Annotated in this window: 22 protein-coding genes; 14 read left to right on the top strand and 8 right to left on the bottom strand. The window is 67.1% G+C overall.

The window, feature by feature from the left end; translation table 11 throughout:
• The first annotated feature begins 240 nt into the window (after window positions 1-240).
• The 8 genes from G6O54_RS14925 (at window position 241) to G6O54_RS14890 (ending at window position 8,681) form a co-directional block, all read left to right on the top strand.
• Window positions 241-1,254, top strand: coding sequence for a YfdX family protein (locus G6O54_RS14925; RefSeq protein WP_165226437.1), 1,014 nt, complete (start codon window positions 241-243; stop codon window positions 1,252-1,254).
• Between the two features lie 105 nt (window positions 1,255-1,359).
• Entirely contained in the window at window positions 1,360-1,974 is a 615-nt protein-coding gene (locus G6O54_RS14920; RefSeq protein ID WP_250846900.1) for an HdeD family acid-resistance protein, read from the top strand.
• A 155-nt stretch (window positions 1,975-2,129) separates the two neighbouring features.
• Window positions 2,130-4,073, top strand: a complete 1,944-nt coding sequence (gene dnaK, locus G6O54_RS14915; RefSeq protein WP_165226436.1) for a molecular chaperone DnaK — start codon at window positions 2,130-2,132, stop codon at window positions 4,071-4,073.
• A 167-nt stretch (window positions 4,074-4,240) separates the two neighbouring features.
• Window positions 4,241-4,390: a hypothetical protein gene (locus G6O54_RS14910; protein ID WP_165226367.1), complete on the top strand. Its 150-nt coding sequence runs from the start codon at window positions 4,241-4,243 to the stop codon at window positions 4,388-4,390.
• A gap of 194 nt (window positions 4,391-4,584) precedes the next feature.
• Entirely contained in the window at window positions 4,585-5,073 is a 489-nt protein-coding gene (locus G6O54_RS14905) for a YciE/YciF ferroxidase family protein (RefSeq protein WP_165226435.1), read from the top strand.
• Between the two features lie 21 nt (window positions 5,074-5,094).
• On the top strand, window positions 5,095-5,733 hold the full coding sequence (locus G6O54_RS14900) for a cysteine hydrolase family protein (RefSeq protein WP_165226434.1): 639 nt from the start codon (window positions 5,095-5,097) through the stop codon (window positions 5,731-5,733).
• A gap of 312 nt (window positions 5,734-6,045) precedes the next feature.
• Entirely contained in the window at window positions 6,046-8,148 is a 2,103-nt protein-coding gene (gene katE, locus G6O54_RS14895; protein ID WP_165226433.1) for a catalase, read from the top strand.
• A gap of 101 nt (window positions 8,149-8,249) precedes the next feature.
• A complete protein-coding gene (locus G6O54_RS14890; protein ID WP_165226432.1) occupies window positions 8,250-8,681 on the top strand; it encodes a hypothetical protein in 432 nt (143 codons plus the stop codon).
• A gap of 108 nt (window positions 8,682-8,789) precedes the next feature.
• Here the strand turns inward: G6O54_RS14890 and G6O54_RS14885 are convergent, their stop codons facing one another.
• Both G6O54_RS14885 and G6O54_RS14880 read right to left on the bottom strand, forming a co-directional pair.
• Window positions 8,790-9,542, bottom strand: a complete 753-nt coding sequence (locus G6O54_RS14885) for a DUF72 domain-containing protein (RefSeq protein WP_165226431.1) — start codon at window positions 9,540-9,542, stop codon at window positions 8,790-8,792.
• 176 nt (window positions 9,543-9,718) lie between these two features.
• Window positions 9,719-9,961, bottom strand: a complete 243-nt coding sequence (locus G6O54_RS14880; protein WP_165226430.1) for a hypothetical protein — start codon at window positions 9,959-9,961, stop codon at window positions 9,719-9,721.
• Between the two features lie 255 nt (window positions 9,962-10,216).
• On the opposite strand from G6O54_RS14880, the gene G6O54_RS14875 reads away from it, so the two are divergent.
• On the top strand, window positions 10,217-10,459 hold the full coding sequence (locus G6O54_RS14875) for a DUF3072 domain-containing protein (protein ID WP_165226429.1): 243 nt from the start codon (window positions 10,217-10,219) through the stop codon (window positions 10,457-10,459).
• 244 nt (window positions 10,460-10,703) lie between these two features.
• On the top strand, window positions 10,704-11,153 hold the full coding sequence (locus G6O54_RS14870) for a hypothetical protein (RefSeq protein WP_205678814.1): 450 nt from the start codon (window positions 10,704-10,706) through the stop codon (window positions 11,151-11,153).
• 15 nt (window positions 11,154-11,168) lie between these two features.
• Here the strand turns inward: G6O54_RS14870 and G6O54_RS14865 are convergent, their stop codons facing one another.
• From G6O54_RS14865 to G6O54_RS38840, 3 genes are read right to left on the bottom strand one after another with little or no spacing between them, the layout of a single operon-like run.
• Window positions 11,169-11,897 (bottom strand): DUF72 domain-containing protein, encoded by a 729-nt coding sequence (locus tag G6O54_RS14865; protein ID WP_165226428.1) that lies wholly within the window; start codon window positions 11,895-11,897, stop codon window positions 11,169-11,171.
• A gap of 3 nt (window positions 11,898-11,900) precedes the next feature.
• Window positions 11,901-13,652 (bottom strand): non-homologous end-joining DNA ligase, encoded by a 1,752-nt coding sequence (gene ligD, locus G6O54_RS38845; protein WP_250846901.1) that lies wholly within the window; start codon window positions 13,650-13,652, stop codon window positions 11,901-11,903.
• Complete coding sequence (locus G6O54_RS38840; RefSeq protein WP_165226444.1) at window positions 13,609-13,908, bottom strand: DUF4385 family protein; 300 nt, start codon at window positions 13,906-13,908, stop codon at window positions 13,609-13,611. The genes ligD and G6O54_RS38840 overlap by 44 nt, the downstream gene beginning before the upstream one ends.
• A gap of 247 nt (window positions 13,909-14,155) precedes the next feature.
• Here G6O54_RS38840 and G6O54_RS14850 point away from each other — a divergent pair, with 247 nt between their 5' ends.
• Complete coding sequence (locus tag G6O54_RS14850) at window positions 14,156-15,028, top strand: SDR family oxidoreductase (protein ID WP_165226426.1); 873 nt, start codon at window positions 14,156-14,158, stop codon at window positions 15,026-15,028.
• A 56-nt stretch (window positions 15,029-15,084) separates the two neighbouring features.
• Here G6O54_RS14850 and G6O54_RS14845 read toward each other — a convergent pair whose 3' ends face one another.
• Window positions 15,085-15,282 carry a hypothetical protein gene (locus tag G6O54_RS14845; RefSeq protein ID WP_165226425.1) on the bottom strand — a complete coding sequence of 66 codons (198 nt, stop codon included), beginning with the start codon at window positions 15,280-15,282 and terminating at the stop codon, window positions 15,085-15,087.
• 495 nt (window positions 15,283-15,777) lie between these two features.
• Here G6O54_RS14845 and G6O54_RS14840 point away from each other — a divergent pair, with 495 nt between their 5' ends.
• Window positions 15,778-16,098: a plasmid stabilization protein gene (locus G6O54_RS14840; RefSeq protein WP_165226424.1), complete on the top strand. Its 321-nt coding sequence runs from the start codon at window positions 15,778-15,780 to the stop codon at window positions 16,096-16,098.
• Window positions 16,099-16,126: 28 nt separating this feature from the next.
• Window positions 16,127-16,828, top strand: coding sequence for an MgtC/SapB family protein (locus G6O54_RS14835; RefSeq protein ID WP_165226423.1), 702 nt, complete (start codon window positions 16,127-16,129; stop codon window positions 16,826-16,828).
• Between the two features lie 38 nt (window positions 16,829-16,866).
• Here the strand turns inward: G6O54_RS14835 and G6O54_RS14830 are convergent, their stop codons facing one another.
• Entirely contained in the window at window positions 16,867-19,692 is a 2,826-nt protein-coding gene (locus G6O54_RS14830; RefSeq protein ID WP_205678810.1) for an ATP-binding protein, read from the bottom strand.
• Window positions 19,693-19,696: 4 nt separating this feature from the next.
• Window positions 19,697-21,199, bottom strand: a complete 1,503-nt coding sequence (locus tag G6O54_RS14825; RefSeq protein ID WP_165226422.1) for an ATPase domain-containing protein — start codon at window positions 21,197-21,199, stop codon at window positions 19,697-19,699.
• A gap of 629 nt (window positions 21,200-21,828) precedes the next feature.
• On the opposite strand from G6O54_RS14825, the gene G6O54_RS14820 reads away from it, so the two are divergent.
• Window positions 21,829-22,377 (top strand): hypothetical protein, encoded by a 549-nt coding sequence (locus tag G6O54_RS14820; RefSeq protein WP_165226421.1) that lies wholly within the window; start codon window positions 21,829-21,831, stop codon window positions 22,375-22,377.
• Window positions 22,378-22,686: the final 309 nt, after the last annotated feature.

The raw sequence follows: 22,686 nt of genomic DNA, 5'->3' as shown, positions 1-22,686 counted from the left end.
CAGATTGTCGTCGAGCCGTGACGACCGGGCGGACCAGGGCCCTCCGGCCGGGGTCGACGCCATCGGCAAATCTCCCTCGCCTTCGCACCGGAAACTTGGAGCGGAGGCGACAAGAACTCGGCAAATCCTCGCGTCCGGCCGGGTCGGCCACAGGCGCCACTCGATCGGCAACGGCGGGGTCGAACGAAGCACTCCGTATCGGGACCAATCGCCAGGGACTCAAGCTCCAGGGAGTAGATCATGAGCGGTCGATTTTCGACGTCAAGGTGGCGGCTCGCGGTCTCGGGCCTGGTGGCCCTGCTGGTCTTCGCCGGGCCGGCGAAGGCGCAGGAGAAATCCTCCAAGGCGTCCGAGAAGGTCCGGTCCAGCGAGGACGGGGCCGTCGTCCGGACTTTCGGCAGCGAGGGCGGCTACCGCACCGAGCTGAAGAGCCGGACCACCGGCAAGCTCACGACCGACGATCTGCGGCAGGCCTCGCTGCTGATGGCCCAGGTCTTCCAGCACATCGCCGAGGCTCGCGACAAGATTGACGAGGACGGCCCCAAGGAGGCCCTCAAGGAGGTGAACAAGGCTCGCGACGCCATCAAGGCCGTTCGCTCCATGCTGCCCAGGACCGAGGTCCACACCCGGACGCTCGCGCCCGACGGGAAGGCGATCTACGAGGACGACCGCGAGGACCAGCCCGGTCGCATCCCGTTGTACGAGGGGATCCTGCACAGGCAGACCCTGGAGCCGATCCTGGCGGCCCGCCGCACCGCGATGGAGTTCGCCGGCTACCGCCTGGTCGACGCCGAGACGATCGCCACCGAGGTCGTCGCCGATGTCGACTCGATCGAGACCCAGTTGACGAGGGCGGCCAAGGCCCTGGAGCACGACAAGACGGCCGAGGCCGCCAAGGCGCTGGCGACGGCCATGATCCACGGCCTCTCCATCCAGTACAACAAGGACGACTCGCCGCTGACCGCGGCCCGAGATGGGATCTGGATGGCGCGTCGCTCCCTGGAAGAGAACAACTCGACCCAGGCCCTCGCCAACCTGGAGACCGCGAGGCTCCGGCTGCAGACCTATCGCGGGCTGTTGTCGGAGGACCAGCGCCAGGAGGTGGACCAGATGCTCCGCAGTATCGAGCAGCTCGAGGGCGAGCTCCGGCAGGAGGGGAACCGGTCGGTCACCGGCGCCGAGCGGGCTCGCCAGGGCACCTTGCTGACCAAGTGGTGGGACGGGATCAACGGCTGGTTCCACCGGTATCTCTGACCGCCGGCCCGGGGGCCGCTTGCCACGCGCCCGGCGCCCACCGGGCGCGTGGGGTTCCCGGGTGTCGGTCGAGTTGACCGTCTTCCTGAGAGGAGTGAAGTGATCATGGTGATCGTCCTGTCGCAGAACTGGTGGGCCCTGGCCTTGCGGGGCCTCTTCGCCGTGCTCTTCGGGATCGCGGCCTTCGCCTGGCCGGGGATCACCTGGGGGGCGCTGGTCCTCCTCTACGGTGCCTACGCCCTGGTCGACGGCGGCTTCGCCATCGCGGCGGCCGTGGCCGGCCGAACCGGGGGCCTGCCCTGGTGGGCCATGCTGGTCCAGGGCCTGGTCGGCGTCGCCGTCGCGATCATGACCTTCGTCTGGCTCCCCGTCGCCGAACTGGCGCTGCTCTACGTGGTCGCGGCCTGGGCCGTCGTGACGGGCCTCTTCCAGGTCATCGCCGCCATCCGACTCCGCAGGGAGATCGAGGGCGAGTGGTTGCTGGCCCTGGGTGGCATCGCCTCGATCCTGTTCGGCCTGCTCGCGGCGATGCGGCCCGTCGCGGGGGTGGTGGCCATCTCCTGGATGATCGGGGCCTACGCGATCGTCTTCAGCACCCTGATGATCGCCCTCGGCTTCCGGATGAGGGACTGGGCGCGTCGGCCGTCGCGCCTCACGGTCGGTTCGTCGATCGGGCCGGAGGCCTCGGTGGCGCCCGGTCCGCGGAATGCCGCAATCTAGCGGCGTCCGAGGTCGGTGGGAATCGGAGGGGCGCGAGGGGGCCGGGACACGAAGGCCGTGCTCCGGCCGCTCGTCGCCGCGTGGCATCGCGGATCGGTCGCGGACTATGTCGCCGAGCCCCGAACCCGGGCTGAAGCCCCGGAAGGAGACTTGCCGTGGCGGAAGGTGAGAAGATCATCGGCATCGACCTCGGTACGACCAACAGCGTCGTCGCCGTGATGGAGAGCGGCGAGGCGACCGTCATCGCCAACCAGGAGGGGAGCCGGCTGACCCCGTCGGTCGTCGCCTTCACCAGCAAGGGAGAGACCCTGGTGGGCGAGCCGGCCAAGCGCCAGGCCGTGACGAACCCCAGGGGGACGATCTATTCGATCAAGCGGTTCATGGGCCGCCGCCACGACGAGGTCCAGGCCGAGGAGAAGATGGCCCCCTATGAGGTCGTCGGCGGGCCGAACGACTACGTCAAGGTCCGCGCCGGCGGCAAGGAATACAGCCCGCCGGAGATCTCGGCGCTGATCCTCCGCAAGCTCAAGGAGGCGGCCGAGAGCTACCTGGGCCACAAGGTCCGCAAGGCGGTCATCACCGTCCCGGCCTACTTCAACGACGCCCAGCGCCAGGCGACCAAGGACGCCGGCCAGATCGCCGGGCTCGAGGTGGCGCGGATCATCAACGAGCCGACCGCCGCGGCCCTGGCCTACGGGCTGGACAAGAAGAAGAACGAGAAGATCTCCGTCTTCGACCTCGGCGGCGGCACCTTCGACATCTCGGTCCTGGACGTCGGCGACGGTGTCTTCGAGGTGCTGTCGACCAACGGCGACACGCACCTCGGCGGCGACAACTGGGACGAGGAGCTGGTCCAGCACATCGCCGACGAGTTCAAGAAGGAGCAGGGGATCGACCTCCGCACCGATCCGATGGCCCTGCAGCGGCTGAAGGAGGCGGCCGAGAAGGCGAAGAAGGACCTCTCGTTCCAGGCGCAGGCCGACATCAACCTGCCGTTCATCACGGCCGACCAGACCGGCCCCAAGCACCTGACGAGGACGATCACCCGCAGCCAGTTTGAAAAGCTGACCGATCACCTCTTCGAACGACTCCGGGGCCCGGTCCAGAAGGCCCTGGAGGACGCCAAGCTGAAGGCATCGGACATCGACGAGGTGGTCCTGGTCGGCGGGTCGACCCGGATGCCGCGCGTGCAGCAGATCGTCAAGGACATCTTCGGCAAGGAGCCGCACAAGGGCGTCAACCCCGACGAGGTCGTCGCCGTCGGCGCCGCGATCCAGGGCGCCGTCCTGGCCGGCGACGTCACCGGCGTGCTGCTGCTGGACGTCACCCCGCTGTCGCTCGGGCTGGAGGTCAAGGGCGGCATCTTCAACGTGCTGGTGCCGCGGAACACGACGATCCCGACCGAGAAGAAGGAGGTCTATACGACCGCCGAGGACAACCAGACGGCCGTGACGATCAAGGTCTACCAGGGCGAGCGCGAGATCGCCGAGCACAACCGGCTGCTCGGCACGTTCAACCTCGAGGGCATCCCGCCGGCGCCAATGGGCGTGCCCCAGGTCGAGGTCAGCTTCAACATCGATGCCAACGGCATCCTCCAGGTCTCGGCGAGGGACAAGGGGACGGGCAAGGAGCAGACGATCAAGATCGAGTCCTCCGGCGGCCTGACCAGGGATGAGATCGAGCGTATGCAGCGCGACGCCCAGGCCCACGCCGCCGAGGACAAGCACCGCCGCGAGCTGGCCGAGGCCCGCAACGCCGCCGAGCAGCGCGTCTACCAGCTCGAGAAGCTGCTCACAGAGAACCAGGGCCGGCTGACGGAGGCCGACCTGGCCGCCGTCCGCGGCGCCATCGCCAAGGTCAACCAGGTGAAGTCCGGGGACGACCCGGCCGCGATCCAGCGGGCCCTCGACGAGCTCCAGCACGCCAGCCAGGCGATGTCCGAGCACCTCTACGCCGGCGCGGGGGCGGGCGTCGGCGCGGCCGCGGCTGCGGCCGGGAGCCGGGCGGGGTCGAACGGCCCCTCGGCCTCGCCGAACGGGGCCGCTCGCGGGGGCAAGGAGGATGAGGTCATCGACGTCGAATTCGAGGAGAAGAAATAGATTCGTGCCGGTCTCGGATCGGATGGCAGCGGCGCCGGTCCGCCCCTGCCCCGCAGGGGCTGGACGCCCCGCCGAAGGCCACCGGAGGGGAGACGACGCTCGGTCCCGACCTTCGCCGCGCCCTCGACGCGGCCCACGCCGGAGCCGACCGGTAGAAGGACGAGTCCGTGACGGTCGAGCACCGGTTGCTCGGACTGACCAAGGTCAAGAGCCGGGCGCAGCGGATCGTCTCGGGCGACGTCCCCGAGAGCCTGCGGGACTGCAAGGTCATCGCCCTGGATGAGGAAGGTCTTCCATCTCGCCCGAGTCGAGGGTGATATCGCCGGGAAATCGCCACGCGCCGGTACCATGCCTCCTTAATGTCATTCGCTCTACCAACGCCCTTCCCGCGCCGCCCGGCGATTGGGCGGGTACGCACGGGCGCGGAATGCCGTTTGCAATTTCAGGGCGTCGTCTCCGATCGCGGGAGATCGATCGCACGCACCGGAAATCAAGCCGAGGGGAACCCACCGTGAAACTCGAATCCTTGCGCGACCTCCTGGTCGAGCAGCTCCAGGACCTCTACGACGCCGAGAACCGCATCACCAAGGCCCTGCCCAAGATGGCGAAGGCTGCGTCGTCGCCCGAGCTGAAGGCCGCCTTCGAGAAGCACCTGGCGGAGACCGAGGGCCAGGTCACGCGGCTCGAACGGGCCTTCGAGGCCCTCGGCGAGAAGGCGAAGAAGAAGACCTGCCAGGCGATCAAGGGTCTGATCGAGGAAGGCGAGGAGACGATCAAGGAGGACGCCGAGCCCGAGGTGAAGGATGCGGCGCTCATCGCCGCCGCCCAGAGGGTCGAGCACTACGAGATGGCCGGCTACGGCACGGTCAGCACTTACGCCAGGCTCCTGAAGGAGAAGGAGGTCCACAAGCTCCTGAAAGAGACCATGGCCGAGGAAGTGGCGACCGACAAGGCCCTGAGCGAGCTGGCCGAGAGCACGATCAACCTCCAGGCGGTGTGACCATCGGGAAGGCGGCCCGCGATGCCCCGCAGCGAAGACCTCCACGGCAACGCCCCGGACAAGGCCGCGGCCGCCCTGCTCCTGATCGATGTCATCAACGACCTCGAGTTCCCGGAAGGGGACCAGCTCCTCCGGTACGCCCTACCGATGGCCCGCAAGATCCTGGCCCTCAAGGAAGGGGCCAGGAAAGCGGGCATACCGACGATCTACGTGAACGACAACTTCGGTCGCTGGCAGTCCAACTTCCACGCCCAGGTCGAGCATTGTCTTGAAGATCGGGTAAGGGGCAGGCCCATCGTGCAATTGCTCGCCCCCGATGAGGACGACTACTTCGTACTCAAGCCGAAACACTCCGGGTTCTTCTCGACAACGCTCGAGATCCTGCTCGAATACCTGAGAGCCGAAACCCTGATCATCACGGGCGTCGCCGCCAATATCTGCGTGCTGTTCACGGCCAACGATGCCTACATGCGCGACTTCGGACTCTACGTGCCCGGCGATTGCGTGGCGTCCAACACGGAGGAAGAGAATCGGTACGCACTCGAGCAAATGAAGCGCGTCTTGAAGGCGGACACGCGGGCCTCCGACGAGCTCGATCTCCGCGCCATCGCACGAGGCCGCGGAGGGCCGGCCAAGTCTACGGCTTCAAAGGGACCTTGATGCGTCGGTCCGCCTTCTCGCGGCAGTTTACGAACGTTTCGGGCGTACCTACGAGCGGCACCTCGTGCGCGATCACGAACGAGGGGTCGGTCTCTCCGGTCCGGATCCGCTCGCCTCGCGGCCCGATGTAGCGCCCGCCGAGCCTGGCCCCCCCCTGCCCTCAAACACAAAGGCACCCGGGCCGTTGCCGACTCGAGGACGACAGGCGACGAACGATTCAAGCGCCCAGTCCGGAATGGCGTTTGCATTACGTCGCCCCGCTTCAATCAGGTCAATACCACAGATGGACCAGCAGGGAGAAGGGACACGCATATGGCCAAGCGGAAGGACGACGCGAGCAAGCCTCTCAGCAAGCCGGACGCCGAGGCCGTTGCGGGGAAAGGCGGAGAGACCCACCAGATCGCGAGCGGCGATACTCCGGTTCTGACCACGCAGCAGGGCGTCCCGGTCGCCGACGATCAGAACTCGCTCAGAGTCGGTGCCCGAGGTCCGACGCTGCTGGAAGATTTCCACTTCCGCGAGAAGATCTTCCACTTCGACCACGAGCGGATTCCCGAGCGGGTTGTCCACGCCCGCGGCTACGGCGCCCACGGCTACTTCGAGAACTACGGGCCGCTCGCCGACGTGACGAGCGCGGACCTGTTCCAGCGCAAGGGCGAGAAGACCCCGGTCTTCGTCCGCTTCTCGACCGTCGCCGGCAGCAAGGGATCGGCCGACCTGGCGCGTGACGTCCGCGGCTTCGCCGTGAAGTTCTACACCAAGCAGGGGAACTGGGACCTCGTCGGCAACAACATCCCCGTCTTCTTCATCCAGGACGCGATCAAGTTCCCCGACCTGATCCACGCCGCCAAGCCCGAGCCGGACCGCGCCTTCCCCCAGGCGCAGACGGCCCACGACAACTTCTGGGACTTCATCTCTCTCACGCCCGAAAGCATGCACATGGTCATGTGGATCATGTCCGATCGGACGATCCCGCGTTCTTTCCGGTTCATGGAGGGATTCGGCGTCCACACCTTCCGGCTCATCAACGCCGAGGGGAAGTCGACCTTCGTCAAGTTCCACTGGAAGCCGAAGCAGGGGCTGCAATCCGTCGTCTGGAACGAGGCGGTCAAGATCAACGGGGCCGACCCCGACTTCCACCGCCGCGACCTCTGGGCCGCGATCGAGGCGGGCGATTTTCCGGAATGGGAGCTCGGGGTCCAGCTCTTCGACGAGGACTTCGCCCGGAAGTTCGAGTTCGACGTGCTCGACGCGACCAAGATCATCCCGGAGGAGCAAGTGCCGGTGAAGCGGATCGGCCGGATGGTCCTCGACCGGCGCGTCGACAATTTCTTCGCCGAAACCGAGCAGGTTGCCTTCTGCACGCAGAACATCGTTCGCGGGATCGACTTCAGCGACGACCCGCTGCTGCAAGGGCGGAACTTCTCCTACCTCGACACCCAGCTCAAGCGGCTGGGGGGCCCGAACTTCACGCACCTCCCGATCAACGCGCCGAAATGCCCGTTCGCGCACTTCCAGCAGGACGGGCACATGGCGATGCACAACCCCAGGGGGCGGGTCAATTACGAGCCGAACTCCTGGAGCGACGGCGGGCCGCGTGAGTCCCCGGAGGCCGGCTTCAAGTCCTACCCCGAGCCGGTGGAAGGCCCCAATGTCCGCGTCCGCTCGGAGACCTTCTCCGACCACTACAGTCAGGCCCGCCAGTTCTACATCAGCCAGACCGAGATCGAGCAGCGTCACATCGGCAACGCCCTGACGTTCGAGCTGAGCAAGGTCCAGACCCCGGCCATCCGCGCGCGCATGGTCTCGCACCTGCTCAACATCGACGCCGGGCTGGCCGAGGTGGTGGCCGCGGGCCTGCGGCTGAAGGAGATCCCCGGGCCGGCCACGGCCGCCCGGCCGACGCGCCAGGACCTCAAGCCATCGGCGAAGCTGAGCATCATCAAGAACGGCCCGAAGAGCTTCGCCGGTCGCAAGGTCGGGGCGCTCGTCACCGACGGCGTCGACGCCGCCGTCCTCGCGGCCCTGGGCAAGGCGCTCAAGGCCGAAGGGGCGATGCTGAAGCTCATCGCGCCGGAAGTCGGCGGCGTCAAGGACTCCGCGGGGGCGTGGCATGACGCCGACGAGAAGCTCGAAGGCGGCCCGTCCGTGCTCTTCGATGCCGTCGCGATACTTCCTTCCAAGGAGGGAGCGGGCCTCCTGGCGTCGCTCCCCGCGGCCCGCGACTTCATCGCCGACGCCACGGCGCACCGGAAGTTCGTCGCGTACGCGCCCGCTGCGGCCCCGCTGCTGGAAAAGGCGGGCGTGGCCATGGACGAGGGATTTGTTCCCCTCAACAAGTCGGGCGATGCCAACGGCTTCGTCGCCAGGTGCCGCGGGCTCCGGTTCTGGGATCGCGCCGCCGCCGAGCGCTGAGCGGACGGCTCGTGGCCGTGCGGCGAAGCGCTTGGGCACCGAGCCCGGCATCGCTTCCATTCCGCGTCATGCGCGTCTCCCCGGTCGCAGGATCACCGACGATGAACCAGACGAGACGATCCATCCTTTCGACACTCGGCGTCGCGGTCCCGTTCGGCATCGGCCACCGCGCGGGGGCTGCTCCGACTCCGGCCGAAGCGGCCCCCGTCCTTCGGCTCCGCTCGTTCGAGGAGGCAGTGCGGACGGCCTTCTCGGTGGCCGGGCCGTCGTCCACCTGCCACCGCATCGAGATCGGCCACTCCGAGGAAGTCAGGGCCGGAGTCCAGTGCTGTCACAACGACCGTCCGTTCGCCGGTTTCCCCGCGGGCCACCTGCGGATCGTCCGGACCGGGTCCGAGCCGGGGCCGATGTATCGCGGTGTCCGTCTCTATGTTGCCACGGTCGATGTGGCCCTGACCGATGGTCTGGTGCCCGGCGTCGTCAGCCGTCCTCTCGACTTCGCCTCGTTGCCGCCAGCGGCGATTTTATCGTGAACCGGTCGCCCCAGTTCATCTCGACGGTCTGGTGAATGGAATTGTTGAGATGTGTCAGCACGTTGCGGGCAGAGACTAAAGGCGAAATGTACCAGATCGAGCTGATGCTCAATCCGCCCGGATCCGGGTGAGCACGTCGAGCGCATTGGCGGTCGCGGCACCTTCGGCCGTGTTGTCGAAGATGCACCAGACCTCGGCCGTTCGAGCCTGACGTATAAGAGTCTTCGCGAGGTTTGCCAGGTAGTCCTCGGCGTACGTCGAATAGTAGACCTTGGGCGAGCCGTGCAGCCGAAAGTACGCGAGGCCGTCCCACCCCCCAACCTTCCCGGCCGTCGGGACGATCGCCGGGTCGGCCGCAACCCGTGCGACGCGATACCGCGTCAGCAACTGATCGGCGACGGGCTCGAACCAGCTCGCGTGCCTGGGTTCAAGGGCCACGGCGCCGTCGAATCTCTGCCTGAGCGACGCGAGGAACCCTTCCGCGATAGCTGCGGAAAACGACAGGCTCGGGGGCAACTGGTCGAGCAGCGGCCCTAGTTTTTCGCCGAGTTGGGTCACCTCGGAGAGGAAGCCGTCGAGCACGTCATCGACGCCCTTGAGGCGGCGTTCGTGGGTCACCAACTTCGGGACCTTGACGGAGAACGCGAAGTCCTCGGTGACGGACGCGGACCAGCGGGCGTAGGTCGCCGGCCGATGCGGCCTGTAGAATGAAGAGTTGATCTCAACGGCGGGGAAGCGGGCGGCATACCGTTCGAGGTGCGTCCCCTCGGCGGGGAAATGAACGCTGATTTCTTTCGGGAGCGACCACCCGGCGCAGCCGACGCGAATCGTGCCCGATCGTTGTGACTTGCTCTCTGCCACGTGAGCCTCGTCCAATTGAATAGGACCGTGCGGAGCCGCGGTCTCGAGCCGATGCTCATGCGAGCTTCCCACGAGGCGGCCCCTCGCCGAGCCCTCTCGTCGCGTCGAATTCAGGACCTCCGGAGAGCACCCCGCAGTCTTCCGTGACCGCGGGGCCCCTCGGCGCTTCTTGATACTCAGGCACCGATCGCCGCGATCTCGGCGGGCTCGGCAGCCGATGGCTCCTCCGGGAAGAGCGGCAGGGTGTCGACGACCCGCCGTGTCCGGGGAGAAGCGGGAACCTTCCCCGTCAGCACGTCGATCTTTCGACGGAGCCGCGCGCTCACGCCGGCATGCGCAGCCTGGCTCTGGAGCGCGTGGTAGAGGATCGGGCCGAACTCAGGACCATACTTCCGGACGTAGTTCTCCAGTCGTCTCATGGGTTGGTTCCTCGGTCGTAATCGACCTTCCTGACCGTCGTTTCTCGCTCTCGATTTCCTAACATAAATACGTTCCTCGGCTGGACTTGGTTCAGAGAACTAGGCCCAAAACCGATGCCGCGATCAGGCGACCCCTCGGCGTCGAAGAAGCGAGCCGCTGGCACGCGCATTGCTGTACCTTAGTCCACATTCGCCGCGTACCGACGGTCTCGCGGAGACGGGGAGCGGCGGGCAGCATGTTGCGGGACTCATTCGATGAGCGACAGGAACACGCCAGACACCGAGAACGGCGCGATCAAGGATCCGGTCGAGTGGACCACCGGCGAGGAGCCGATGACCGGGGCGCAGGAATCCTATGTGCACACGCTGGCCCGCAAGGCCGGGGAGGAGGTGCCCGACGAGATGACCAAGGCCGAGGCGTCGATGAAGATCGACGAGCTTCGCGAGATGACGGGCGTCGGCGAGACCCCGAAGAAACGGAAGGCCCGGAAGGGCTGACGCGCCGATCCTTCTCGCGTGGAGGTCGAGTACGGGCATCGTGTGTGACTCCGGGTTGTTCAGCCTGGAGGCTAGGCCCTGTAGAGCAAACGGGACGCCGCCACAGGATGCTCGACCCGACTTGACCACCTCGGTGATCGATCTGCTCGGCACGGGCCCCTGATACCGGTCCACCGTCCTCCCCCGGTACGGCACTTGCGGACTCCCATGGCTTGAAGGGAGATCGAGTCTGGAGGCATTTGCGGTGAACGACAACAAGCTCATGACCGCGCTCCTGAGCGGCCTGGCCGGAGCAACGGCCCTTACGGTCCTGCATGAAACGGTCCGCCAAGTCCGCCTCGACGCCCCCAGGATGGACACGCTCGGGCGCCGGGCCATCGCGAGGGGTCTCGAAGCGACCGGGCTGGAGGCACCGCCGGAGGACCGGCTGCAGGCCATGGCGCTGGGCGGCGACGTCGTGGCCAACACGCTCTTCTACTCGCTCGCCTGCCTCGGCAAGCCCTCACTGGCTCGCGGGACAACCTTTGGCGCCGCCGCCGGCCTCGGCGCGCTGATCCTGGCCCCGCTCATGGGGCTGGGGAGCCGCCCCGGTTCCCGCACCCCGCAGACGGCCGTGATGACGATCACCTGGTACACGGCGGGCGGGCTCGCCGCGTCCGCGGCTCATCACGCGTTGGCAGAGGCAACAGCGTGAGGTAGGCGGGCCGCCTCACTCCCCGACCAGCTCCCGGAGCCGCAGGGCGTTGCGGACGGCGTGGCCGTAGCCGTCGTTGTTGAAGTAGGCGTAGACGTCGCGGCCCTGAGACCGCCACTCGCCGATCCGATCGGCCCACCAGCGGAGGTCGGCTTCCGAGTAGGACCCGGCGTACAGGCGCTGGTCGTCCGGTCCGTGGAGCCGGACGAAGACGAAGCCCGCCGTCACGCGGAGCACGCAGGGCAGGTTCGCTCCGCTCATGATGCAATAGGCCGCGTGATGGCGTTCCAGGATCCCGAACGTCTCCTCGACATCCCAGGTCCGGTGGCGGAACTCGATGGCGGTCCGCCGGCCCGACGGCACGACCGAGAGGAATTCGTCGAGGCGATCGAGATGGATCGGGAAGTGAGGCGGGAGCTGATAGAGCGTCACACCGCGCTTCTCTTCGAGGCGGGACAGCCCCGCCTCCATCCGTTCCAGCCAGGGTACGGGGTCGTTCAGCTTGCGGAACTGGGTCAGGCCCCGGGACGCCTTCACCGAGAAGATGAATCCGTTGGGCGAACGCTCGCGCCAGGTTGCGAAGACCTCTTCCCTGGGCCAGCGGTAGAACGTGTTGTTCACCTCGACCGAGCGGAACGCGCGGGCATAGGCGTCGAGCCGCTCCAGGCTCTTCGCCGATTTCGGATAGAGGATGCCCACCCAGTGGTCGTAGCTCCAGCCCGAGGTGCCGATGTAGACGGCCATGGCTCAGCCCCTGGCTGCTTTCTTCCTTCGGCCGTTGAATGACCGGAGCAGCCCCTCGAAGGGGTCGGTCCAGCGTCTCGCGAACCGGGCAAGGGCCTTCTTCAACGTGAACGACCCGGGATCAAGCCCCTCGGCAACCTCGTCCCAGTTCAGTGGCGTTGAGACGGTGGCGCCTGGGACCGCCCGCAGGACGTAGGGCGGGACGGCGTGGTGGCCGCGCGCATTCTGCAAGACGTCGATGTAGACCCGCTCGCCGCGCTTCGCCTTGCGGATGTCGGTGGTGGCCCGGTCCGGCATCGTCTCGGCCGTGCGTTCGGCGACCTCACGGGCCCAGGTCCGGGCTTCGTCGAAATCTCCGTCCCGCTCCCACGGCGCGAGGACGTGCAGGCCGGTCCGGCCGGAGGTCTTCACGAATGACGCGACGCCCTCGTCCTCCAACGTCACCCTGATGGCCCTGGCCACGGCGATGACGTCCTCGAACGACGCCTTGCCGGGATCGAGGTCGAAGGGCACGAAGTCGGGCCGGTCAAGGTCCTTCGTCCGCGACGCCCAGACGTGGAAGGTCAGCGTCCCTTGATTCACGAGGAAGAGCAGCGTCGCCCGATCGTTGACCAGGGCGTAGTGGACCGTCTTGCCCCGCTCGGTCTCGAGCTCGATACGCGGAATCCAGTCGGGGTAGTAGTCCGGGGTGTCCTTCTGCCAAAAGTGCGGGGCCTTCTCGGAGAGCCCTTCGGGTAGCCGTTCGAGGGTGATCGGCCGATCCTTGAGGAATGGTAGCAGCCGGTCAGAGACCTTTTCGTAGTAGGCAAGCACGTCTGCCTTGGTGAGGCCGGCCTCGGGGTAGATCACGCGGTCGGGGTGGGTCAGCTCGACCGTCTTCGGGGACTTCCCGTCACGGCTCATGCGCGCGGAGACCGTCTGCCTGGAGGAAGCCCTGGGTTTCGCCACAGGCGTCGGGGTATCGCCGGTCCCGGCCTCGGCGAACTCGTCCTTCAGCTTCATGAGCAGCCACTGCGGCTTGCCCTTGCCGCGAGGCTTCATGCGGATCAGGGCGAACTTCCCCTTGAGCCGCTCCCCATGCATGACGAACTCGATCCGACCGGCCTCGATCGCTTCACCGGCGGTCTGGGGCTCGGCATTCTGGTCCATCAGGCTCTCGTACGTGCCGCGGTCCCAGATCTTGACGGTGCCCCCGCCGTACTGGCCTTGCGGGATCGTCCCCTCGAAGCTCGCATAGCCGATCGGGTGGTCCTCGACCTGGACGGCCAGCCGCTTGATCGACGGGTCCATCGACGGACCCTTGGGGATCGACCAGCTCTTGAGCGTGCCATCGGCCTCCAGGCGGAAGTCATAGTGATCTACCGAGGCGTGATGCTCCTGCACGACGAAGATCGGCTGCTGGTGGGGCTTCTCCGTCCTCGAACCCGACGGCTCGCGGGTCCTGGTGAAGTCGCGCTTCCGGTTGTATTCCTCGAGAGGCATGGCGATCTCTCCCGCGCGGGTTTGAGCGGCGTTGCGGGCGGCAGCGGCCGGAGCGGGGCGCTCCCGGCGGCACTCGATGGCCTTCTTGTCGGGGCGAAGTCCCTCGTATCGCGGCTGGCGAAGCAGCCCGTTCTGGGTCCACTCGGCGAAGGCGATCTCCGCCACCAGCGTGGGCTCGACCCAGTGGACGGCCTCGCCGACGGGCGGCTCGCCCTCGTCGAAGGGATTATCATCGCGGCCCAGCTCGTCGAACCGCGTGCGGAGGTCGAGCAGGACCTCGCGGGTGTATCCCGTGCCGACCTTGCCGGCATAGTGGAGCCGACCTCCCTCGCTCCTCGCTGCTCTTCGCCGCGATCTGGGGCGTCTTGAACCGCCAAAGTACCCTCAGCTCACCCTTGTACGGCTGGCAGGTCAGGACACCCTGCTCGCCCTTGCCGACCCGGTAGAGCTCCGGGTTGGCGCGGTCGTCCACATCGGGCCGCCATTGGGGGGTGGCATCGTCGATGCTCGGGTCGCCCGGATTGGTCATGTGAGTCGCGCTGTTGCTCGAGTTGAGGCGCATCGGCCATTTGTCGGTCCAACCAGCCGACCAGGCCTTCGGAATCTTGGCAGGCTCAGATATCCGCAAACCTCGCGCCCGGGAGGTCAACCAGCGATCGATCCTCCCCGATCCAATCGCCGGTATGGCCGTTGCAAGGAGAACGCGACCCGGACGCACGGCCCGAGGGAGGATTCGGGCCGTCCAATCGAACACCACAGACATCAGGACGTTCCCCATGTCCCAGGACCCGCGCGAGAAGCACGAGAAGCCGCCCCAACCTTCGCAGCGGCAGGAGCCGCCGGGGCTCGAAGCCGAGATGGACCCGCGACCCGACTACGGGGAAAAGTCCTACAGGGGGTCGGGAAAACTGGAAGGCAAGTCGGCTGTCATCACCGGAGGAGACTCTGGCATCGGCCGGGCCGTGGCATTGGCCTTCGCACGCGAGGGCGCGGACGTGCTCATCTCTTATCTGAGCGAAGAGTCCGACGCCAGGGAAACCGCACGCGTGGTCGAGGCCTCCGGGCGGAAATGCGTGACCGTCGCGGGTGACATCAGCGAGGAGGCCCACTGCAAGTCGATCATCGACCGGGCCGTCAAGGAGTTCGGCAAGGTCGACATCCTCGTCAACAACGCGGCGTTCCAGATGAGCCGGGACGACATCTCGGAGATCAGCACCGAGGAGTTCGACCGTACGATCAAGACCAACCTCTACGCGATGTTCTGGCTGACCAAGGAGGCCGTCCCGCACATGCCCAGGGGGGGCGCGGTGATCAACACCTCCTCGATCCAGGCCGACAACCCGAGCCCCGAGCTGCTGCCCTACGCGATGACCAAGGCGGCGATCCAGAACTTCACCGGCGGCCTCGCGCAGATGCTCGGCAAGGAGGGCATCCGGGCCAATTGCGTCGCGCCCGGCCCGATCTGGACGCCGCTGATCCCGGCCACCATGCCCGAGGAGAAGGTCAAGAGCTTCGGCAAGAATGTGGCCCTCGGTCGCGCCGGACAGCCCGCCGAGCTCGCCCCGGCCTTCGTGCTCCTCGCGTCAAGCGACGCCAGTTACATGTCCGGGGCCACCGTCGCGGTCACCGGCGGCAAGCCGCTCATCTGATCCGGGAGAACTCAGCAAAGTTTGAGTTGAAGCCGGGCGTGTGATCCGTCGTCGCCTCATGCCTTCGGGCCGGGAGGCCCCGGCTCCGGCTTCGATCCGGGCAGCTTCACCGGTTCCGCCGGGAACGGGGTCTCCGGGGGTTGCGGCTTGGGGATATTCGGGAAGTCCGGGGGCGGCTTCGGTTCTCCGGGCTCGTTCGGCTCGGGGATGGTCGGGCCTGTCGGCTCCGGGATCGAATCGGGTTCGGTCGGCATGGCGACTCCTGGGATGAAATGGGCCGGGGTGGGTGTCCTCCAGCCCGCCCTCCGTGATCACGACTCGGAGTTCAGGCCGGTTGCCACCGGCCCTGGTCGTCCTCGTGGTCCTTGCTCGGGTGGATAGGGTCGTGGACCCCGGCCATCCACGAACGCGGGATATCGATCGCCCCGGGTTGGGACGGTTCTTTGAACCTCGAAGCAAAGCGTGCGCCTGGCGGCCGGACGCGAAGACCTCGGTAACCTCGGCGCGGTCGTCCATGACCGAGGCAGCGGCGAGCGGGTCAGGATGGCGTGAGCCATGCCAGGGCCCTGAAACGTCGCGGATGCGAGGGATGATGCCGGGGCTTGCGTCGGGCTCGGCCCAGCTCCGCGTGGCCACTCTCGCCATGATGAGGCTCCGTTCGTTCAGGGCTCCGGCACCCTCTTTGCGTGTTGTATTTCGGAGTCATTTTCACCCCAAATCCGCGGGACACACGATCCGGAGACAGGGACATGCCACGCGGCGACAAATCCGCCTACAGCGACAAGCAGAAGCGCAAGGCCGAGCATATTGAGGAGAGCTACGAGAGTCGGGGCGTGCCCGAGTCCGAGGCCGAACGACGCGCCTGGGCGACGGTCAACAAGGAGTCGGGCGGCGGCGAGAAGTCCGGCAGCGGCCGGGGCAAGCCCGAGTCGCATGACTCCAGCCGCAAGGGGGGCAAGAAGGGTGGTGCCGTCTCGGCTTCCCGCACGGCCGAGGAACGCTCGGCGTCGGCCCGTAAGGCGGCCGCGACCCGCAAGCGGAACGCGGCGGCGAGGGCCGGATCGCATTGATCGGCGACCCGCAGGCGGAGGACATGCCATGCCCCTTGTCCTGCATTGGGAGGACATTGCCCTCCGCCTCGCCCTCACGATGGTCGCCGGATCCCTGATTGGCCTCAATCGCAGCGAGGGCGGGCACGCGGCCGGGCTCAGGACGACGCTGCTCGTCTGCCTGGCCGCGTCGGTGGCCATGATCCAGACCAACCTGCTCCTGCCGATGACCGGCAAGACGTCCGAATCGTTTGCCGTCCTCGACCTGATGCGCCTGCCGCTCGGCATCCTGACCGGGATGGGGTTTATCGGCGGCGGGGCGATCCTCCGCAAGGGGGACATGGTCCAGGGCGTCACGACGGCCGCTTCGCTCTGGCTGGTCACCGTCATTGGCCTTTGTTTCGGCGGCGGGCAGCTCGGCCTCGGCATCGCGGCGACGGCCCTCTCACTCCTCGTCCTCAGGGCGCTCAAGTGGCTCGAAGCGCGGATCCCCCAAGTCCGCCACGCCCAGGTCGACGCCGTGATCGAGGAGGGTGGCCTCAGCATCGAGGAGCTTTACGCGGCGCTGGTCGCCACGGGCTTCTCGATCACGTCCTGGGGCATCGAGACCAGGAGACGAGCCGGGCACCTCCGGCGCATCGTCCGCTGCGGAGTAAAGTGGAAACCGGGCCCCGAGGGCCCGAAGGCGCCCGCCGCAATCGACCAGCTCGCCCAGCGAGCCGGCGTGAAGGCCCTGCGATGGAAGGCTTGAAGGATCCCGCATCGGCGGATGTGGCATCCTCTCCACGGTCAATGACGGCCGTCCTTCGTCGGCATCATCTCCAGCAGCTTCCGCAGCTCGTCGAAATCGACGGGCTTGACGAGATGCCCGTCGCAGCCGGCGTCGCGCGATCGCTCCTTATCGCCTTCCTGGCCCCAGCCGGTCAGGGCAATGATCACGATGTCCCGCCCCCAATCCTGTCCGCGGATCCGTCGCGTCGCGTCCAGGCCGTTGAGCAGAGGCATCCCCAGGTCCATCAGGATGACTTCGGGGCGGAACTCGCGGGCCGCCTCGACGCCCTCGATTCCGTCGTTCGCGGTCCGGACGTCATGGCCCATCAGCCTGAGCATCCGGGCCAGGCTGACGGCGCCGTCGCGGCTATCGTCCACGACGAGAACCCGCCTCCGGATGGCGGCTTGCCCGCTGGGTTGACGGGCCTTCGGGGCCGCCGGCTCGGCCGCGATCGGCAGGGTGATGGTGAAGGTGCTGCCCATCCCCTCGCCGTCGCTCTGCGCGGCGACCTTCCCCCCGTGCATCTCCACGAGCCCCTTGACCAGGGCCAGGCCGATCCCCAGCCCGCCGGTGGCGCGTTCCACGCTGCGGTCCACCTGCGAGAACATGTCGAAGATGTGCGCCTGGGATGCAGCCGGGATGCCGATCCCGTCGTCGCTCACGGAGATGGAAGCGACCTCGCCCCGCCGCTCCACGGTCAGGTGGATATTGCCGCCGCGTCTCGTGTACTTGGCGCTGTTCGTCAGGAGGTTGCCGAACACCTGGGCCAGCCGGGTCAGGTCCGCCTCGACGTAGATCGGCCGGTCGGGGACCGATACGGTCAAGGTATGGCCCTCGGCATCGATGAACGGGCGGGCGGCCTCCAGGGCATCCTTCAGGGCCTCGGCCAGCGGCACCCGGGAGAGCCTCAGTTCCATCTTGTTGCGGTTGATCCGCGAGATGTCGAGCAGGTCGTCGATCAGCCGCACCATGTGGGTGAGCTGGCGTTCCATCATCTCCCGCGTCTCGCGGGCCACCGCGGACTCCGCGCCGGCCAGGCGGAGCACGTTGAGGCCGTTGCGGATCGGGGCCAGGGGATTTCGCAGCTCGTGCGCCAGCAGGGCGATGAAATCGTCCTTCTTCCGGTCATGATCCCGGAGCTCCTGCTCCATCTCCTTGCGTTCGGTCACGTCCCGGGTCGTCCCGGCCACCGCCTCCACTTCTCCCCCCGCACCGAGGACCGGCACCAGGAGATAGTCGTAGATCCTCCGGCCGAACGTGCCCGTGAACGGCACCTCGCCGCGAAGCGGCTTGCGCGTCGCGCGTACCTCCTCGATCTCGCGGTCGTGCATCTCGGCGTGCCAGGGCTCGTACCCCAGCTCGAGGCAGTTCTTCCCGATCGCCTCGTCCCAGGTCTTCCCCCACATCCGGAGCAGCCCCTCGTTGGCGTAGGTGAACCGATGGTCGAGGCCCCACACATAAGCCAGGTCCGGGGTGGACGACAGGACCGCCTCGTAGAGCCGCGTCCGCCGGTCCGACTCCGCCTTGACTCGATCCAGGGCGGCTTCCGCCTCCTTCCGATCGGTCACCTCGATCACCACGCCGGAGAGCCGCACGCCCTTGCCGTTTTCCTTCTTGTCGACCTGACCACGGGCGCTCACCCACCGCCAACCGCCCGCCCCGTCGGCCACGCGATAGTCCGCCTCGTAGCGCCCGCCGGCCTCGATCGCCGCGTCGACGAGCCCGCTCACCCGGTCGCGGTCGTCGGGGTGGACTGAAGCCACGATCCGAGCGACCGGCCCGCCGGCGACCGCGGCCGGCGGGACGGCGAAGATCCGCGCGAAGCTCGGGGCCCCGTGGAAACGGTCGTCCGACACGTCCCACGCCCAGGTGCCGATGGCTCCGGCCGCCAGCGCGGCCTCCATCCGCGACTGGATGTCGCGCAGGTCGGCCTCGGCCCGGGCCCGCTCGACCGCCGCCCAGGTCCGCTCCGCGGTCTGCTCGATGAGCCAGACTTCTTCCTCCCTCCAATCATGGGGCTCGCGATAATGGACGGTCATGCCGGCCACGAAGTGGCCGTCCTTGACCAAAGGCACCTCGACGTGGCCCCGCACCCGGATCGCCGCGAATGCCGCCAGCTCCTTCGCGGTGCGACCGCGCTCGGAGGCGGCATCGTCCTCGATGACGGTGCGGCCGGCGAGGAACGCGGCCAGGAGCGGGGCGCCGAACGAGGAGACCTCATGCCGGCCGACGTGCGACTCGACGCCATCGGTGTAGTCCTGCTCGACGACGTAGTCGCCCTCCCGGATTTCGAAGTACGCCACCCGGTTGGCGCCGAAATGCTCCCCCAGGATGCGACTCGCGGCGGCCTGGATCTCGCTGGAGCTCGAGAGAGGTCGGAGCGCGTCCGACAGCCGCACGAGGTAGGCCTGGGCCTCGGTCGCGAGTCGGCGCTCCTCCAGGTGGTCGCGGACGTCGTACTGCCGCCGCCGCGACCGCAACGCCGCCCGGACGACGCTCAGGAGCGAGCGGACCTTCAACGGCCGCTCGATCAGCGTCGCGTTCATCTCCTCGCGGATCGGCGCGTCCGCCCCGCCCTGGCGGGCGAGCACCACCAGCGGCAAGTCCGACCACGGCGGCTGGGCCTTCAGGGTTTCCCGGAGTCGGCCCTCGCGATCACCCTCGATCGCCTCCTCGGTGAGCAAGGCCACGCCCGCGCCGCGCTCGATCTCGCGGCAGAGCTCGGGGACATTCTCGCAGGGGTGGCAGGCCATGTCTGCCTCGGCCATCAACCGGGACGTCCGCTCGCCGTCCCGCGCGGTCGGCATCAGGACGAGCACTCGCTCGTCGAATTGGGTCTGCACGGGATCAGTCTCCCTTCAAACCCGAGAGGATGCTCGGCTCGCCGACATACTGGGGCACTCCCGTCATGATCCCCCGGAACTCGCGGAGCGGCTCGCCCACCTCCACGCCCTCCCTGGAAATCCTCAACTCCCGCAAGGTCCGCTCGTGCTCGCCGGTCCGTTTCTTGAACACGCTGAGGGCCTGTTTGATCTCGCCCCTCGCCTCGAAGTAGCGGAACAGCAGGACGGTGTCGGCGAGGTAGCTGACGTCCACGTCCCCGGCAGCCCCGGCGCTGACGACCATCCCGTGCTGAGCCACGACCATCATGGTCGTCACGCCCTTCTGATTCAGGTAGGAGAACAACTCGTGCAGGTGCGTCGTCAGGAATCGGTCCTCCGGCATGGCGTTGAGGTAGCCGTTCAGGCTGTCGATGACGACGATGGTCGCGCCCCCTTCGACGGCGCGCCTTACCTCGTGGGCGAAGGCGCCGGGCGACAGCTCGGCCGGGTCCACCTGCTGGGCGTGCAGCAGGCCCTCGGCCAGGTAGGATTGCAGGCCGCCCGGCCTGTTCAGGCAGAGCTTCTCCACGCGGTCGATCAGGGTCTCGATCACCTCGTCGAACATGTAGACGGCCGCCTTCTTCCCCTGCTTCATCGCGTTGATCGCGAACTGCATGGCGACCGTGGACTTGCCGACCCCGGACGGGCCCAGCAGCAGGGTCGTCGAGCCGGACGTGAGGCCGCCGGCGAGCATGGAATCCAACTGGGCCACGCCGCTGGGCACCTGCTCCCTCTCGAATGAGTCATGATGCTCGGCGGCCACCAGTCGGGGGTGGACGATGACGCCCCCCTGGATGATCTCGTAATCGTGGTAGCCCTCGCGGAAGTCCGAGCCCCGCACCTTGGTCGCGTACATCCTGCGGCGTGCCCGCCCGTAGACGGGCATCGTCCGCTCCAGCACGATATTGCCGCCGACGAGGCTCTCGGGCTGGACGGTCCCGAACGGCGACGACCGGTCGTCGAGCAGGAGCACCGTCGCATTCCGCCTCGCGAAGAACTCCTTGAGCGCGAGCAACTGGCGGCGATAGATCAGGGGGTTGCCCGCCAGCAGCCGCATCTCGGAGAGTCCGTCGAACACGACGAATTCCGGCTTGGCCTCCTCGATCGCGGCGAGGATGGCCCGCGTCGTCTCGCCCAGCTCGATCTCCGAGGGGTGGAAGACGGACGCCTCCGCCTCCCCGGCGAGGTTGGCCGCCGAGCTCGTGAGGTCGCAGACCGGAAGCCCGTCCAGGTCCCAGCCGTGGGAGAGGCAGGTGTTCTCGATGTCGGCGAACGACTCGGTGAGGGTGATGTACAGACAACGCTCGCCCGATGCCTTCCTGCCGAGGAGGAACTGCAAGGCGAGCGTGGTCTTCCCCGAACCCGGGTCCCCCTGGATCAGGTAGAAGCCCCGCCGCAGGAAGCCGCCCCTCAGGACCTTGTCCAGCCCCGGCACGCCGGTCGTCACGAACTGCCTGAAGTCAGCCATCGTCGCGATCTCGTTCGGCCGCGGATCGGTGGACGGCTTCCAGCTCGGAGCGGCGATCGAGCCGGCAGCGATTCAGTGAGTGGCGATGGGGCTTCAGTTTACCGGCACGGCCCCGGTCCGGAGAGTGGACGCACCAACACCAGGGAACCCGGGTGCGACCGTCACCGTCAGGTACTCTCCGAGATTTGACTGCGGAAGCATCGGTATCCAACCTCGTCAAGGGCTATCCAGTCGCCATCTATCCAGTTGCAATTCCGAGGCCAAATTCCGCCCGAGAGATGACCCGACCACACGGTGATGAGAATCTAGCTTCCTGTATAGTTTCATATGTACACAGTCAGCCGAACCATCCTCTTTTTCGGGGTTTCCTGATCGATCGGTCGGCGTGGATGCCAGGGCGAGGTCCCCAGCGGAGCAGCGGCCGCTGCCCAGCGGAAATCCGATTCGGAGTATCATTACGATATATGTATGTTCTCGCAGAATCAACACTTGCGATGGCCTGAACGGGCCATGCGGTCCAGGAGGATGGTGGCCTCCTGGACTGAGCCGTCGTTGACACGCCAGGGTTACGAAGCCAACATGACCGTTGAGCAGCGTTCTATCACGGGTCGACAATCAGGGAGCCACGGATGCCGGGAGATCACATCCGACAGGGACACCAGATGGACTTCCTGGAACGGTCCTACCAGGGGAAGTCCCACGATGCCGACGCCCTGGTCCTCACCTGCATCGACTTCCGGTTCCCCCACCAGATCGTCGATTACATGGACAGTCTGACGCCCCCCGGCAAGCCGAAAATCACCTACGATCACATCGTCCTCGCCGGTGCCTCGCTGGGTGTATTCAGCGGTGTCTTCCCGCAGTGGGCGACCACGTTCTGGGACCATCTGGCCGTCTCGATCAAGCTCCATCGGATCAAGCAGGTCTACCTGCTCGACCACCGGGACTGCGGCGGCTATCGGGAATTCGGTGCCCTCCCGACGACGGATCAGGCTCCGGTCGGCTCGGAGATCGAGACCCAAATCCATCAGCATTACATGGATCGATTGGCGATCCTGATCCGAAACACCCACCCCGATCTGGAGGTCATCTCCCACCTGCTCGATCTGCCACCGACCGCCTCGGCAAGTGGCTCCCGGACCAATCAAAAGGGGAAGACGACGAGGCGTGGTTCGTGATGCGGATCCCCGCCAGCCACCCGCCACTCCCGACAGGTAAGGGTCGGGATGGCCCCCTCGTGTCACCCGGACGTCGGCTCACCAGTCTCGCCTCCGACACCTTTCCGCCTATCAGGCTCGCCCGCACACTCACCGATCAGGACTCTGTTCACGCAGAAGGCGGTGAGTCGAGCATTGCCGCTGCTTCGTTCATCTCCAGGGGCAATTCCTATATCCCCTTCGAGCTGCCTGTCCCTTTCGAGCTGCACCTTCTAGCTGCACCAATTGCTACGTCCCCGTCGTGCGGCCCTCGAGTGAGTCAACCGCCTG

The sequence above is a fragment of the Aquisphaera insulae genome (assembly GCF_011064615.1).
Classification (GTDB): Bacteria; Planctomycetota; Planctomycetia; order Isosphaerales; family Isosphaeraceae; genus Aquisphaera; species Aquisphaera insulae.
This window is presented reverse-complemented; position numbering and strand designations above follow the sequence as displayed.